Origin of the sequence: Janibacter melonis (genome assembly GCF_020567375.1) — a bacterium.
GTDB lineage: Bacteria > Actinomycetota > Actinomycetes > Actinomycetales > Dermatophilaceae > Marihabitans > Marihabitans melonis.
In genome coordinates, this window is sequence record NZ_JAJBZM010000001.1 from 326,829 (window position 1) to 341,027 (window position 14,199).

Below are 14,199 nucleotides of genomic sequence, written 5' to 3' on the forward strand. Positions count from 1 at the left end.
TCGTGAGCGAGCAGACCCCTGAGCCGACTGACGCCCCGGACACCACGCCCGAGGTGCACGACGCCCCCAGCCCCACCCCTTCGGCCCCCTCCCCCGCCGCGATGGCACGGATGGCGCCCCGTCGACCCGCCGCGGTCCCGGTCCCCCCGGTGATCGAGACGGACCACTCGGCGTCGGCCGCCTTCGGCCGCGTCGACGACGAGGGCACGGTCTACGTCCGCGAGGGCGACGGCGAGCGCGCCGTCGGCTCCTACCCGGGCGCGACGCCGGAGCAGGCGCTGCTCTACTTCGCCCGCAAGTACGACGAGCTGCACGCCTCCGCCACCCTGCTGCGCCAGCGTCTCGACGCCCCGGAGGTCACCGCCAAGGAGATCGCCGACGGCCTGGGCGCCCTGAAGACCCACGCCGAGGGTGCCGACGTCGTCGGCGACCTGCCGGCGCTGGCCGCCCTCGTCGCGGAGGTCGAGACCGGGCTGGCCGACAAGCGCTCCCGCGAGAGCGCCCAGCGCGCCGAGGCCAAGAAGGCCGCCGCCGCCGAGCGCGAGGCGATCGTCGCCGAGGCCGAGTCCATCGCCGCCCAGCCCGTCGAGCGCATCCAGTGGAAGTCCTCGACCGCCCGCATGCGCGAGCTGCTCGACACGTGGAAGACCCACCAGAAGTCCGGCGTGCGCCTGGACAAGGACGTCGAGTCGGCGCTGTGGCAGCGCTTCTCGAAGGCCCGTAACTCCTTCGACAAGGGCCGCCGCCACCACTTCGCCGAGCTCGAGTCGAGCCGCGGCGAGGTCAAGGCGACCAAGGAGGCGCTCGTCGCCGAGGCCGAGCGCCTGTCGACGAGCACCGACTGGGGCCAGACCGCCGGCGCCTACAAGCGCCTCATGGACCAGTGGCGTCACGCCGGCCGCGCCGGCCGCAAGGACGACGACGCCCTGTGGGAGCGCTTCCGCGCCGCCCAGGACGCCTTCTTCACCGCCAAGGACGAGGAGCAGGCCCGCGAGGACGAGAGCTTCCGCGGGAACCTCGAGGTCAAGGAGCGGCTCCTCGTCGAGGCCCAGGCCCTCCTGCCGATCAAGGACCTCGGCGCGACGAAGGGGGCGCTGCGCTCGATCCAGGAGCGCTGGGAGGCCGCCGGCAAGGTGCCCCGCGGCGACGTCGACCGGATGGAGAAGGGCCTGCGCGCCGTCGAGCAGTCCGTGCGCGACGCCGAGGACACCCGCTGGAAGAAGAGCAACCCCGAGCTGTCCGCCCGCGCGAACAGCCTCGTCAGCCAGCTCCAGGCCAAGATCGCCGAGCTCGAGGAGCAGGTCGCCGCGACCGACGACGCCGGTCGCCGCCGCCGGCTCGAGGGCGAGCTCGAGTCGAGCCGCTCGCTGCTCGCCATGGCCCAGGCCGGCGCCGACGAGCTCGGGGGCTGAGGGGGCTACTCCTCCTCGACGCCCGGGCGACCGCCGGTCAGCCGGTAGGCGTCGAAGACGCCGTCGATCCGCTTCACCTGGCCCAGCACATGGGCCAGGTGGGTGGGGTCGCCCATCTCGAAGGCGAAGCGCAGCTTGGCCACGCGGTCACGGCTCGTGTGCACCGTCGCCGAGAGGATGTTCACCGAGCTGTCGGAGAGCACCCGGGTGACGTCGGAGAGCAGCCGGCTGCGGTCCAGCGCCTCGACCTGGATCTGCACGAGGAAGAGGTTGTTGCTGCTCGACGTCCACTCGACGTCGATGAGGCGCTCGGCCTCGCGGCGCAGCGAGCCGGCGTTCGTGCAGTCGGTCCGGTGGACCGAGACGCCGTTGCCGCGGGTGATGAAGCCCATGATCTCGTCGCCGGGCACGGGCGTGCAGCAGCGCGCGAGCTTGACCCACACGTCGTCCATGCCCTTCACGACGACCCCGGGGTCGCCGGAGCTGCGGCGCCGCGTCGCGATCGGGCCGGGCATGGTCGCCTCGGCGAGGTCCTCGGTAGCGCCCTCGCGGCCGCCCGCCGACGCGATGAGCCGCGAGACGACGTGCTGGGCCGAGACGTGGCCCTCCCCGACCGCGGCGTACAGGCCGTCGACGTCGGGGTGGCGCAGCTCGTCGGCGACGCTCGCGAGGCTCTCGTGGGTGAGCAGGCGCTGGAGCGGCAGGTTCTGCTTGCGGATGACCCGGGCGATCGACTCCTTGCCGGCCTCGGCCATCTCCTCCTTGCGCTCGCGCGAGAACCAGTGCCGGATCTTGTTGCGGGCGCGCGGCGAGCGCACGAAGCTCAGCCAGTCACGCGACGGCCCGGCACCCTCAGCCTTGCTCGTGAGCACCTCGACGACGTCACCGGTCTCGAGCGTGGAGTCCAGGGGCACGAGACGGCCGTTGACCCGTCCACCGATCGTGCGGTGCCCGACCTCGGTGTGGACCGCGTAGGCGAAGTCGACGGGCGTCGAGCCGGCCGGCAGGGCGATGACCTGCCCCTTCGGCGTGAAGACGTAGACCTCGCGGGCGTTGATCTCGTAGCGCAGCGAGTCGAGGAACTCGCCGGGGTCGGCGGTCTCGCGCTGCCAGTCGAGCAGCTGGCGCAGCCACGCCATCTCCGAGACGGCCCCGGTGTCCTCGCTGCCGGCGGCGCCGGCGCGGGCGGTCGGGTCGTCCTTGTACTTCCAGTGCGCGGCGACGCCGTACTCGGCGCGGCGGTGCATCGCGTGGGTGCGGATCTGGATCTCGACCGGCTTGCCCTGCGGCCCGATCACCGTCGTGTGCAACGACTGGTACATGTTGAACTTCGGCAGCGAGATGTAGTCCTTGAAGCGCCCCGGCAGGGGGTTCCACCGGGCGTGCAGCGCACCGAGCGCGGCGTAGCAGTCGCGGACCGTGTCGACGAGCACGCGCACGGCGACGAGGTCGTAGATCTCGCCGAACTCGCGACCGCCGACGATCATCTTCTGGTACACGGAGTAGTAGTGCTTCGGGCGGCCGGTGACGGTCGCGTTGATCCGGGCCTCGCGCAGGTCGAGGACGACCTGGGCGCGCACGGTCGCGAGGTACTCCTCGCGGGCGGGGGCGCGCTCGGCGACGAGGCGCACGATCTCGTCGTACACCTTCGGGTAGAGCGTGGCGAAGGAGAGGTCCTCGAGCTCCCACTTGATGGTGTTCATGCCGAGGCGGTGGGCCAGCGGCGCGTAGATCTCGAGGGTCTCCTGCGCCTTGCGCTGCGCCGAGCCAGGCGAGACGTACTTCCACGTGCGGGCGTTGTGGAGCCGATCGGCGAGCTTGATGACGAGGACGCGGATGTCGCGGGCCATCGCGACGACCATCTTGCGCACCGTCTCGGCCTGCGCGGCGTCACCATAGGTGACCTTGTCGAGCTTGGTCACCCCGTCGACGAGCTTGGCGATCTCGGAGCCGAAGTCCTCCTCGAGCGCCTCGAGCGAGTACGAGGTGTCCTCGACGGTGTCGTGGAGCAGGGCCGCGGCGAGCGTCACCGGCGTCATGCCGAGCTCGGCGAGGATCGTCGTCACCGCGAGCGGGTGGGTGATGTAGGGGTCGCCGCTCTTGCGGCGCTGGCCCTCGTGGGCGCGCGCGGCGACCTGGTAGGCCTGCTCGATGATCGACAGATCGGCCTTCGGGTGCGTGGAGCGCACGACCTGGAGCAGCGGCTCGAGCTCGGGGGTGCTCGTCGGCTGCGAGCGGGTGCCGATCCGGGCGAGCGAGGCGCGCGCGAGCTGACGCGGGGAGAAGCCCCCTCCGGCAGACCCCGACGACGCTCTCGGCTCGCTCATGCGCAGAGCCTAGACCGTCAGCAGGGCCCCGACCTCACGCCCCTCCAGACGGGAGCGGCCGGCGAGCGCCGCGAGCTCGACGACGACCTCGATCGCCACGACCTCGGCCCCCACCTGCTCGAGCAGCTCGGCCGCCGCAGCGGCGGTGCCGCCGGTCGCGAGCACGTCGTCGACGACGAGGACCCGCTCCCCCGGCGTGACGCAGTCCTCGTGGACCTCGATCCGGGCGGTGCCGTACTCGAGGGCGTAGTCGAGGCTCACCGTCGCGCCGGGCAGCTTGCCCGCCTTGCGCACCGGCACGAAACCCGCGCCGAGGGCCAGGGCGACCGCGGTGCCGAAGATGAAGCCCCGCGCCTCCAGCCCGACGACCGTCGTGATCCCTGCGTCGCGGTACGGGGCGGCGAGCGCCTCGCACACCTGGGCCAGCGCAGGACCGTCGGCGACGAGCGGGGTGATGTCCTTGAAGAGCACCCCCGGCTCGGGGAAGTCCGGGATGTCGCGCAGCAGGCCCGAGACGAGCTCGGCGGTCTGCTCGCGCGACGCGGATGCCGTCGAGCTCATCGCTTCGACCGCGGCGTGCGCCGGGGCTGGTTGCGCGGGCCGGACTGGGCGTAGCGGTGCACGGCGCGCCCGGTGACCGTCTGCTCGGCGTCGGGGTCGGGCGAAGGGGTGACCGGCGCGTCCGCGCCGTCCCCCCGCGTCGGCGTGGTCGCGCTCGAGGACCGCAGCGGTCTCGACGGCGCGTCGGACGCACCGGCCCCCGCCGGTGCACCGACCGTGGCCGGCGTGCGGTCGCCGACCCGCTCGTGGTGCTTCGAGGCGACCTTGTCGAGCTCGACGACGTCGGCGTCGCGCCGGCGCAGGTGCACGAGCAGCGGCGTCGCGATGTAGACCGACGAGAAGGCACCGACGACCATGCCGACGAAGAGCGCGAGCGAGAGGTCGAGCAGCGTGCCGGGACCGACCCGCGCGAAGCCGACCGCGAGGACCGCGATGATCGGCAGCACGGCGATGACCGTCGTGTTGATCGAGCGCACGAGCGTCTGGTTGACGGCGAGGTTCGCCGACTCCGCGAAGGTCTGACGCCTCGTCTCGAAGGCGTCGGAGGTGTTCTCGCGGACCTTGTCGAAGACGACGACGGTGTCGTAGAGCGAGTACCCGAGGACGGTGAGGAAGCCGATGACCGTCGCGGGCGAGACCTCGAAGCCCGACCACGTGTAGATGCCGACGGTGATGAGCATGTCGTGCGCGAGCGCGACCATCGCCGCGAGCGACATCTTCCAGTTGCGGTAGTACACCGCCATGAGCGCGGCGGTGATGACGAGGAAGACGACGAGCGCGCGCAGCGCCTGCTGGCTCACGGACGCGCCCCACGACGCCCCGATCGTGTTCTGGGTGACGTCGGAGGCCTGCACGCCGAAGGTCTGCGCGAGCTGGGAGCCCACGTCGTTCATCTCGGTCTCGGGCAGCTTCTCGGTCTGCACGCGGACCTGGTTGCCGCCGATGAGCGTGACGTTCGCCGAGGCCGCCGGGCCGGCGACCTCTCGGACCGCGTCGGTCGCCTCCTGCTGGTAGTCGCCGCTCGTCTGCGTCGTCGAGACGCGGAACTCGGATCCGCCCTCGAACTCGAGACCGAGGTTGAGCCCGCGCACGCCGAAGCCGGCGAGGGCGATGAGCATGATGACGGCGCTGATCGCGTACCAGGTCTTCGCCTTGCCGACGAAGTCGATGGAGCGCTTGCCGGTGTACAGGTCGTTGCCGAAGTCGGCCATGCGGCTCATACGACCGCACCTCCGTCGCTCGTGACGCCGGGTCGGGCGGGCTTGCGCTCCTCCGGGACGTCGAACTGGCCGCGGCCCTTGTAGCGCACGCCGGCGTTGTGCAGGGACTCGACCTCGAAACCGGACCACGGGTGGCCGGAGGCGAAGAACGTGCGGCGGGCGAGCAGGGTGAGCAGCGGGTGGGTGAAGAGCCAGAAGACCGCGAGGTCGATGGCCGTCGTCAGGCCCAGGGTGAAGGCGAAGCCGCGCACGCCGGAGCTCGCGAGGACGTACAGGACGATCGCGGCGATGAAGTTCACGCCGTCGGCCACGAGGATGGTGCGCTTGGCACGCGCCCAGCCGGCCTCGACCGCGGCCCGCAGGTTCCTCCCTTCGCGCAGCTCGTCACGGACTCTCTCGAAGTAGACGATGAAGGAGTCCGCGGTGACGCCGATCGCGATGATGAGCCCGGTGACCCCCGCCATGTCGAGACGGAAGTTGTAGCCCCACGCGAGCAGCGCGATGAAGAGGTACGTGAAGGCGAAGGCGACGACCATCGAGCCGATCGTCACGAGGGCGAGCGCCCGGTACTGCGCGACCGAGTAGACGATGACGAGGAGCAGACCGATGAGCCCGGCGATGATGCCGTAGCGCAGCTGCTCCGAGCCGAGGGTCGGGCTGATCGTCACGGCCTGGTTGGTCTCGAAGGTGATGGGCAGCGCGCCGAACTTCAGCGACTGGGCGAGGGCGCGCGCCTCCTCGATGGTGAAGTTGCCGGTGATCGAGGCGGTGCCGTTCGGGATCGCCTCGTTGAAGCCCGGGGCGACGAGGACGGTGCCGTCGTAGACCGTCGCGAGGGCGTTGTACGACCCCGGCGGGTTGATCGGGCTGGCCTGCGACAGGCTCGGCAGCGCGAGGAGGTCGCGCGAGACCTGCGCGTAGCGCTGGACGCCGTCGCCGCCGAAGGTCAGCTGGATCTCGACGGTGTTGGTGACCTGACCCTGCTGGGTCGTCTGGTACCCGGCCGAGGCGTCCTTGATGTCGGCGCCGGCGACCATCTGCGGGCCGAGGACGTACTTCGTCGCGCCGTCCTCGGAGCAGGCGGTGATCGCCTTCTTCGGGTCGGTCGCGGGCCGCTCGTCGGAGCGCTGCGCGCAGTCGAGCTCGGTGAACTCGCGGTACAGACCGGTCGAGATGTTGTTCGGGTCGGTGGGGCCGTCGGGCTTGCCCGAAGGGGTGAACCCGCCCTGGGCGGGGGCCGTGGGCTCCCCGGTGGCCGAGGGGGTCGACGAGGCCGAGCCGGAGGCGGAGCCACCGGAGGACGGCGTCGAGGAGGCGCTGCCGGAGGACGAGCCGCTGCCGGAGGGGGTGGTCGACGTCGTCGCGGCGCTCCCGGCGGGAGCCGTGCGGGCCTCGTCGCGGGACGCGGAGGTCGGCGAGGCGTTGCTCGCCGAGGGGTTGGACCGGGTCGTCGAGCCGCTCGTGCTGCTCGAGGACGCGCCGGAGCCGGAGGTGGCCGAGCTCGAGGACGACCCGGTGCTGCCGGGGGCGGGCTCGGTCGTGCCGGGGGCGGTCGCGAGGACCGGGCGGAACTGCATCTGCGAGGCGCTCGTGATCGCCTGGCGCTGGGCCTCGGTGGGGCGACCGGCCATGGCGACGACGATGTTCTCGCCGCCGAGGGTGGTCACCTCGGCGCCGCTCGTGCCCTGGGCGTCGATGCGCTGGACGATGATGTCGCGGGCCTGGTCGAGCTGCTGCGAGCTCACCCGCTGCCCGCCCTCGACGACGGGCTCGAGGATGAACTGCGTGCCGCCCTGGAGGTCGAGGCCGAGACGGGGCGCCCACGACGCGTCGGACCGGGCGACGCCGAAGCCGAGGACGGCGGTGAGCGCGGCGCCCATGACGAAGAGCGCGATGAGGGTGCGCTTGGCCGCGTCCTTGGCCTTCGCGGCGCGAGCCGCGCCGCGGTCGGCCATCACGGCCGGCCCCGCTGGCCCTCGTCGTCCACGGCGCTCTCAGCGGTCACGACGGGGTCCTGGACCGGGTCGTCGGCAGGCTCCTCGCCGCGCGCGGCGGCGGTGCCGGCGACCTGGCCGCGAGACATCTCGGCCTCGCGCACGCCGACGGCACGCCGGTCGACGCGGATGACCGTCCCGGGGGCGATCTCGAGGTGGAGGACCCCCTCGTCGGTGCCGGTGATGGTGCCGTAGACGCCCGAGGTCAGCACGACCTTCTCGCCGACGGCGAGGGAGCTCTGGAAGTCCTGCATCGTCCGCTGGCGCCGACGCCCCGAGAAGACCATGAAGACGATGAGCAGGAGCGGGAGCAGCAGGATGAGCAGGCTGGCGAACGAGCCGTCGTTCATGGGAGTTCAGCAGACCTTCGCAGACGGAGACAGGACACGCCGCCGGACGGCAGCACGGCCCGGGACACCCGGGCCGATCTCGCAGTGTAGGCCAGCGATCTGCGGACCGCCTGACCTGACGCGCCGAGCCCGCTGACCGGTGGCTCAGCCGCCGAAGCGCCCGGGCTCGTCGACGGGCAGCATCCCCTGGGCCAGCCCGTCAGGCACGGCGAGCCCGAGGTGGCGCCAGGCCAGCGCCGTGGCGACCCGGCCGCGGGGGGTGCGGGCGAGGTAGCCGGTGCGCACGAGATAGGGCTCGGCGACCGTCTCGACGGTGTCGGTCTCCTCGCCGACGGCGACGGCGAGCGTCGACAGACCGGTCGGGCCGCCGCCGAAGCGGGTGCACAGGACCTCGAGCACCCCGCGGTCGAGCCGGTCGAGACCGGCGTCGTCGACGTCGAAGAGGGTGAGCGCGGCCTGGGCGGAGCGGGCGTCGACGACGTGGTCGCCGTGCACCTGCGCCCAGTCCCGCACCCGGCGCAGCAGCCGGTTGGCGATGCGGGGCGTCCCCCGCGAGCGGCGGGCGATCTCGGCGATGCCGGCGGCGTCCGCGCCGACCTGGAGCAGCCCGGCCGAGCGGTGCAGGATCGTCTCGAGGTCGGCGGTCTCGTAGTAGTCGAGATGGCCGGTGAAGCCGAAGCGGTCGCGCAGGGGCGCGGGCAGCAGCCCGGCCCGGGTCGTCGCGCCGACGACGGTGAAGGGCGGCAGCTCGAGCGGGATCGCGGTCGCCCCGGGCCCCTTGCCGACGACGACGTCGACGCGGAAGTCCTCCATCGCGAGGTAGAGCATCTCCTCGGCCGGGCGCGACATGCGGTGGATCTCGTCGAGGAAGAGCACCTCGCCCTCGGCGAGCGAGGACAGGATCGCCGCGAGGTCCCCCGCGTGCTGGATCGCCGGGCCGGAGGTGACCCGCACCGGCTGCCCGAGCTCGGCGCCGACGATTATCGCCAGCGTCGTCTTGCCCAGCCCCGGCGGTCCGGAGAGCAGGACGTGGTCCGGGGGCGCGGCGCGACGTCGTGCCGCCTCGAGGACGAGCCCGAGCTGGTCGCGCACCTTCGTCTGGCCGGGGAAGTCGACGAGCCGCTTCGGGCGCAGCGCCGCCTCGACCGCGGTGTCGTCCTCGGCCGCGGCGTCGACGATGCGCGCCGTTGCGTCGTACGACCCGTCGGGCAGGCTCGCCGGGCCACCGGCCGGGCCCACGGGGCCGTCGGCCGGGCCGCCGCCGGCGGGCTCGTCGGCCTCGCGGATCTCGGAGGTGAAGCCGTCGCGGCTCATCCGGCGAGCTCTCGCAGGGCGGCGCGCAGGGCGGCGGAGACGTCGGGGGTGCCGCCGAGACCGGCCGCGGCGCGGTCGAGCGCGCCCTCGGCCTGCGACGCCGAGTAGCCCAGGCCGACGAGGGCCTCGAGCACCTGGGTGCGCCACGGGGGGACGACCGGCTCGACCGGGGCCGACGCGACGGCACCGGGCACGACGCCGATCTTGTCGCGCAGCTCGAGCACGAGGCGCTCGGCGCCCTTCTTGCCGATGCCGGGGACCTTCGTCAGGGTGCGCACGTCCTCGCTGCCGACGGCGGCCGCGAGGGTGTCCGGGGTGAGCACGGACAGGATCGCGAGCGCGACGCGCGGCCCGACGCCCGAGACCGTCATGAGCAGCTCGAAGGTGTCGCGCGTGCCGTCGGCGTCGAAGCCGTAGAGGGTGAGCGAGTCCTCGCGCACGACGAGCGAGGTCGCGAGGGTCACCTCGGAGCCGGGACGGCACGCGGCGGCGACGGCCGGCGGGGTGTGCACGAGCATGCCCACGCCGCCGACGGAGACGACGACGCGGTCGAGGCCCACGTGCTGGGCGCTGCCGGTCACGGAGGCGATCACGCGCCGGCCCCCTTCGCCGCGAGCCGGGCCCGCTCGGAGGCGACGGCCTGCTCGAGCCGGGCCGACCCCCCGCCACGCCACGCGTGGCAGATGGCGACGGCGAGCGCGTCGGCCGCGTCGGCCGGGCGGGGCGCCTCGGGCAGGCCGAGGACGCGGGTGATCATCGAGGTGACCTGCGCCTTGTCGGCGCGTCCCGAGCCGGTGACCGCGGCCTTGACCTCGGTCGGGGTGTGCTCGTGGACGACGAGACCGCGGCGCGCGGCGGCGAGGTGGACCAGGCCGCTCGCCATCGCGGTCGTCATGACCGTCGGCACGTGCTCGGCGACGTAGACCCGCTCGATGGCGACGACATCGGGCTCGAAGCGGTCGAGCCACGTGTCGAGCTCGTCGGCGAGGTAGGCCAGGCGGTCGCCGGTCGCGCGCTCGGAGGTCGTGCGCACGACGCCGACGGCGATCATCCGCGGTCGGGCCCCGCTCGGTGCGAGGTCGCCCCGGACGCCGACGTCGACGACCGACAGCCCGCACCGGGTGAGACCGGGATCCACCCCGAGGACGCGCACGACATCTCCTTTCAACCGAACACCTGTTCGGGACCAACCTACGCAGACGGGCCGGACGGCGTCGTCAGCGACACGCGTCCGGCCCGGTGCGAGGACCTGCCCGGCGGGCGACCTCAGTCGTCGGACTCGAGCTCGGCGAGGACCTCGTCGGGGATGTCGCCGTTGACGTAGACGTCCTGGACGTCGTCGCTGTCCTCGAGGGCCTCGACGACGCGGATCATCTTGCGCGCGCCGTCGGCGTCGAGCGGGACCTGGAGGTTGGGCACCCACGAGGCCTCGGCCGAGTCGTAGTCGACCCCGGCGTCCTGGAGCGCGGTGCGCACGGCGATGAAGTCGGTGGCCTCGGAGACGACCTGGAAGACCTCGCCGTGGTCGTTGATCTCCTCGGCGCCGGCCTCGAGGACGATCTCGAGCAGGCCGTCCTCGGTCGCGTCGGGCTTGCCCTCGCCCTGGGCCTTGGGGACCATGACGACGCCCTTGCGGTCGAAGACGTAGGCCACCGAGCCCGGGTCGGCGAGCTGGCCGCCGTTGCGGGACAGCGCGGTGCGCACCTCGGCCGCGGCGCGGTTGCGGTTGTCGGTGAGGCACTCGACGAAGACGGCGACGCCGCCGGGCGCGTAGCCCTCGTAGACGATGGTCTCCCAGTCGGCCCCGCCCGCGGTGGCCCCCGACCCGCGCTTGACCGCGTTGTCGATGTTGTTGTTGGGGACCGAGGACTTCTTCGCCTTCTGGATGGCGTCGTAGAGCGTCGGGTTGCCCGCGGGGTCGCCACCGCCGGTGCGCGCGGCGACCTCGATGTTCTTGATGAGCTTGGCGAAGAGCTTGCCGCGCTTGGCGTCGATCGCCGCCTTCTTGTGCTTCGTGGTTGCCCACTTGGAGTGGCCGGACACTAAGACTCCCTCTGCTGCTGCTCGCGGTGACCTGATCGACGGCCAACTGTAGTCGCCGGGTGCGCCGTCGGCGGGCGTGCCTAGGCTGCGGCCATGGACCGACCCCTCGTCATGCGGCCGCGGGCGGCCGCAGACCTGCCCGCCCTCGTCGACCTCGTCGGCGAGCAGCAGCCGCAGAGCCGCTACCCCTACCGGTGGCCGCTGCCCTTCCCCGTCGAGGACTTCCTCGTGCGCCCGGGCGAGATCGAGACGTGGGTGGCCGAGGACGACGAGGGCCTGCTCGGGCACGTCTCGCTCACCCGGGCCGACGTCGACGAGCACGCGGCGGCGTGGTCGCAGGGCACCGGCCGGCCCGCCGGGGAGCTCGCGGTCGTCTCGGTCCTCGTCGTCGCGAGCCGGGCCCGGCGTCGAGGCATCGGGCGCGCCCTCATCGGCGAGGCGGTCGCGCGCAGCCGTGCGCTCGACCTCCAGCCCGTGCTCGACGTCGTGCCGGTCAACGACGCCGCGCTGGCGATGTACCGCGGCCTTGGCTGGGTCGAGCTGTCGCGGGCCCGCGCGTCCTGGCAGCCCGACGACGCGCCCGACCTCGTCCTCATGACCCTGCCGGGCTAGCTCCCGGCGGGTGGCACGGCTAGCCCCTGGCAGGTACCGCCACCGGCACCGGGGCCGTACGGCTCCAGCCGAGGACGACCGCTGCGTCCGTGCGTCGGAAGAGGTCGCGGTCGGCGGCCCTGCGCAGGTCCAGGGTGCGACCGAGCCGGATGCTGTAGAAGCGGTAGTCGGTGTCCCCCACGCCCCCCGAGGCTCCGGCCCGGATGCCGTAGTCGGCCGCGGAGCGGCTCGACACCGTCGTCGTCGTGATGATCGGACCCGACGTCCCCGCCGCGGCCACCACCCTCAGGGTGCCCCCGGGGCCCACGGACACGGACGCCGCGCCGGTGCAGCTGCTCGCGGACGTCGAGATGATCGACGGGTGCGCACCGGTGCCGCCGAAGCGCACCTCGCACCCGGTCTGGCGCACGCCGCCCGCGGGCGCCGAGCCGTGGACGAAGTCGCCGTACTTGTCCAGGGCGGGTGTCGTCGTCGCGTTGGCCAGCCCGGGCCGGGCGGTGGTCTTGGTCCAGGCGACCCACATGTTCGCGTAGGCGCCCGCCATGACCTTGCGGTCGGCGGGGCGGCGGAGGTCGATCCGCCGCTTCGAGCGCGTGTCGAAGAGGTCGACGTGCAGCTCGGTGGGCGAGGAGCTGATGCCGGTGATGATGCCACGGCGCACGAGGGTCTCGTCGGGGTCGGCCGACACGTTGACCGTGCTCCCCCGCTGCTCGTCGGAGTAGCGGATGCGCACCCGGCCCAGGCTGCTGATCCCCACGCTGCGCACCCCGGTGCAGTGGTGGCTGCTGTTGGCGTGGATCTTCGGCCCGGCGGAGCCGAAGCGGATGGCGCACCCGCCGGCGACCGTCTGGTCGTCCGTCGCGAGCCGGTCGTGGTAGCGCCCGTACGCGTCGACACCGGGGTCGAGCTGTCGTGCGTCGACGGCGCTGCGGCCGAGCCAGCCGAAGGACGCGCCGCCGCGGACGACCCGGGCGCGCTGCGCCGCGCTGCGCATGTCGACCCGCTTGCCCCGCTTCGCGTCGAAGAAGCGCAGCGCGATGGTGCCGGGGCTGCGAGACGCGCCGACGGTGATCCCCCGTGAGGCCAGCGTCGTGTCGGCGCTCACGAGGAGCCGGGTCTGGGGGTACCGCGCCCCCGGGGCCAGCCGGACCTCGAGATCGCCCAGACCGGTCCGGGTCACGGAGACGGCGCCGATGCACGGCCGGCCGAGAGACGGCGAGAGGAAGGGCCTGCCCGCCCCGTCGAAGCGCAGGAGACAGCCGCCGATGACGTTGCGGTCCGGCGGGGCCGGGTCGGCCGCGGACGCGGGTGCGGCGGCGCCCCACGCACCGGTGGACATGACGAGCACGGCGAGCAGCACAGCTGCCGCCCGCCGGACGAGCGGACGCATCACTTTCCCCAACCCCTGCAACCCCTGCGACGTGGCGTCGAGCGACGCCTGGGCGAGGATCGTGCATCACTGTGCATGGTGTCAACCAGATGATGGCATCCTGGGGAGGACGAGCACAGGAGGTGCCCATGGCAGGTCGCAGCGCACGACGCCCGGTGACCCGGTACCGCGCCGGCGAGGTCGACCGGCGGGTCGACACCCTCGCCGTCGAGGAGCCGCTGGAGATCCGGGTCGACGGCGAGCCCTTCACCCTGACGATGCGCACCCCGGGCGACGACGTCGAGCTCGCCCACGGGCTGCTGCGCTCCGAGGGCGTCATCACCTCGCGCGAGGACGTCCAGGTCATGCGGTACTGCTCGGACACCACGACCCTCAACGTCCTCGACGTCGCGCTCACCCGCGCCCCCGGCGTGCCCCTGAGCGGCCAGCGCAACCTCGCCTCCTACGGCGGCTGCGGGCTCTGCGGGTCGAGCACCATCGACGCCGTCGCGGAGCGGGTGCTCCTCGGCTCACGGGTCGAGCACGCCGACGTCGAGGTCGAGCCCGCGGCGATCACCCGGGCCCTCGACGGGCTGCGCGAGGCGCAGACCCTCTTCGCCAAGACCGGCGGCGTCCACGGCGCGGCCGTCGCGAGCGCGCAGGGCGAGGTGCTCCACGCCCGCGAGGACGTCGGGCGGCACAACGCCGTCGACAAGGTCCTCGGCCGGCTCGTCCTCGACGACGCCCCGCCTGCTCCCCTGCTCGTCGTCAGCTCGCGCGCGAGCTTCGAGATCGTCGCGAAGGCCGCCGTCGCCGGCGTCAGCGTCCTCGCTTGCGTCTCGGCGCCCTCGAGCCTGGCCGCGGACGCGGCCGACCAGCTCGGTCTCACCCTCGTCGCCTTCGCCCGCGACGACCGGCTCACCGTCGTCACCTCGCCCGAGCGCGTCCGCCAGGGCGCGGCCGACGCCCCCGCGGCGTCCTGAGCCCGGTCCCGTCC

General features: G+C 73.2%; 13 protein-coding genes. 3 read left to right on the forward strand and 10 right to left on the reverse strand.

Annotated elements, in window-relative coordinates; genetic code table 11:
* The first annotated feature begins 2 nt into the window (after positions 1-2).
* Positions 3-1,412: a DUF349 domain-containing protein gene (locus LIV55_RS01545; RefSeq protein ID WP_229298970.1), complete on the forward strand. Its 1,410-nt coding sequence runs from the start codon at positions 3-5 to the stop codon at positions 1,410-1,412.
* 5 nt (positions 1,413-1,417) lie between these two features.
* Here the strand turns inward: LIV55_RS01545 and LIV55_RS01550 are convergent, their stop codons facing one another.
* The 9 genes from LIV55_RS01550 to LIV55_RS01590 all read right to left on the reverse strand — a co-directional run bounded on the left by LIV55_RS01550 (position 1,418) and on the right by LIV55_RS01590 (position 11,221).
* The gene (locus LIV55_RS01550; protein WP_229298971.1) at positions 1,418-3,739 is read right to left on the reverse strand and encodes a RelA/SpoT family protein; all 2,322 of its coding nucleotides are present in this window, start codon (positions 3,737-3,739) and stop codon (positions 1,418-1,420) included.
* A 9-nt stretch (positions 3,740-3,748) separates the two neighbouring features.
* On the reverse strand, positions 3,749-4,300 hold the full coding sequence (locus LIV55_RS01555) for an adenine phosphoribosyltransferase (RefSeq protein WP_229298972.1): 552 nt from the start codon (positions 4,298-4,300) through the stop codon (positions 3,749-3,751).
* Positions 4,297-5,520: a protein translocase subunit SecF gene (gene secF / locus LIV55_RS01560; RefSeq protein WP_229298973.1), complete on the reverse strand. Its 1,224-nt coding sequence runs from the start codon at positions 5,518-5,520 to the stop codon at positions 4,297-4,299. The genes LIV55_RS01555 and secF overlap by 4 nt, the downstream gene beginning before the upstream one ends.
* Positions 5,517-7,475: a protein translocase subunit SecD gene (secD, locus tag LIV55_RS01565; protein ID WP_229299556.1), complete on the reverse strand. Its 1,959-nt coding sequence runs from the start codon at positions 7,473-7,475 to the stop codon at positions 5,517-5,519. Before secD ends, secF begins: the two co-directional genes overlap by 4 nt.
* Entirely contained in the window at positions 7,475-7,864 is a 390-nt protein-coding gene (yajC, locus tag LIV55_RS01570) for a preprotein translocase subunit YajC (RefSeq protein ID WP_123091828.1), read from the reverse strand. The genes secD and yajC overlap by 1 nt, the downstream gene beginning before the upstream one ends.
* 144 nt (positions 7,865-8,008) lie before the next feature.
* Positions 8,009-9,178 carry a Holliday junction branch migration DNA helicase RuvB gene (ruvB, locus tag LIV55_RS01575; RefSeq protein WP_229298974.1) on the reverse strand — a complete coding sequence of 390 codons (1,170 nt, stop codon included), beginning with the start codon at positions 9,176-9,178 and terminating at the stop codon, positions 8,009-8,011.
* A complete protein-coding gene (ruvA, locus tag LIV55_RS01580; protein ID WP_229298975.1) occupies positions 9,175-9,771 on the reverse strand; it encodes a Holliday junction branch migration protein RuvA in 597 nt (198 codons plus the stop codon). The genes ruvB and ruvA overlap by 4 nt, the downstream gene beginning before the upstream one ends.
* On the reverse strand, positions 9,768-10,331 hold the full coding sequence (gene ruvC / locus LIV55_RS01585; RefSeq protein ID WP_229298976.1) for a crossover junction endodeoxyribonuclease RuvC: 564 nt from the start codon (positions 10,329-10,331) through the stop codon (positions 9,768-9,770). Before ruvC ends, ruvA begins: the two co-directional genes overlap by 4 nt.
* A gap of 113 nt (positions 10,332-10,444) precedes the next feature.
* A complete protein-coding gene (locus LIV55_RS01590) occupies positions 10,445-11,221 on the reverse strand; it encodes a YebC/PmpR family DNA-binding transcriptional regulator (protein WP_229298977.1) in 777 nt (258 codons plus the stop codon).
* 93 nt (positions 11,222-11,314) lie between these two features.
* Here LIV55_RS01590 and LIV55_RS01595 point away from each other — a divergent pair, with 93 nt between their 5' ends.
* Entirely contained in the window at positions 11,315-11,833 is a 519-nt protein-coding gene (locus LIV55_RS01595; RefSeq protein ID WP_229298978.1) for a GNAT family N-acetyltransferase, read from the forward strand.
* 19 nt (positions 11,834-11,852) lie between these two features.
* Here the strand turns inward: LIV55_RS01595 and LIV55_RS01600 are convergent, their stop codons facing one another.
* Entirely contained in the window at positions 11,853-13,223 is a 1,371-nt protein-coding gene (locus LIV55_RS01600; RefSeq protein ID WP_229298979.1) for a hypothetical protein, read from the reverse strand.
* Between the two features lie 128 nt (positions 13,224-13,351).
* Here LIV55_RS01600 and fdhD point away from each other — a divergent pair, with 128 nt between their 5' ends.
* Positions 13,352-14,185 carry a formate dehydrogenase accessory sulfurtransferase FdhD gene (fdhD, locus tag LIV55_RS01605; protein WP_191564257.1) on the forward strand — a complete coding sequence of 278 codons (834 nt, stop codon included), beginning with the start codon at positions 13,352-13,354 and terminating at the stop codon, positions 14,183-14,185.
* Positions 14,186-14,199 lie beyond the last annotated feature (14 nt).

What these genes read in the sequence shown, in the direction of transcription:
- LIV55_RS01550 (WP_229298971.1), bottom strand. Translation starts at nt 3,739, where the DNA reads ATGAGCGAGCCGAGAGCGTCGTCGGGGTCTGCCGGAGGGGGCTTCTCC.
- LIV55_RS01555 (WP_229298972.1), bottom strand. Translation starts at nt 4,300, where the DNA reads ATGAGCTCGACGGCATCCGCGTCGCGCGAGCAGACCGCCGAGCTCGTC.
- secF (WP_229298973.1), bottom strand. Translation starts at nt 5,520, where the DNA reads ATGAGCCGCATGGCCGACTTCGGCAACGACCTGTACACCGGCAAGCGC.
- secD (WP_229299556.1), bottom strand. Translation starts at nt 7,475, where the DNA reads ATGGCCGACCGCGGCGCGGCTCGCGCCGCGAAGGCCAAGGACGCGGCC.
- yajC (WP_123091828.1), bottom strand. Translation starts at nt 7,864, where the DNA reads ATGAACGACGGCTCGTTCGCCAGCCTGCTCATCCTGCTGCTCCCGCTC.
- ruvB (WP_229298974.1), bottom strand. Translation starts at nt 9,178, where the DNA reads ATGAGCCGCGACGGCTTCACCTCCGAGATCCGCGAGGCCGACGAGCCC.
- LIV55_RS01595 (WP_229298978.1), top strand. Translation starts at nt 11,315, where the DNA reads ATGGACCGACCCCTCGTCATGCGGCCGCGGGCGGCCGCAGACCTGCCC.
- LIV55_RS01600 (WP_229298979.1), bottom strand. Translation starts at nt 13,223, where the DNA reads ATGCGTCCGCTCGTCCGGCGGGCGGCAGCTGTGCTGCTCGCCGTGCTC.
- fdhD (WP_191564257.1), top strand. Translation starts at nt 13,352, where the DNA reads ATGGCAGGTCGCAGCGCACGACGCCCGGTGACCCGGTACCGCGCCGGC.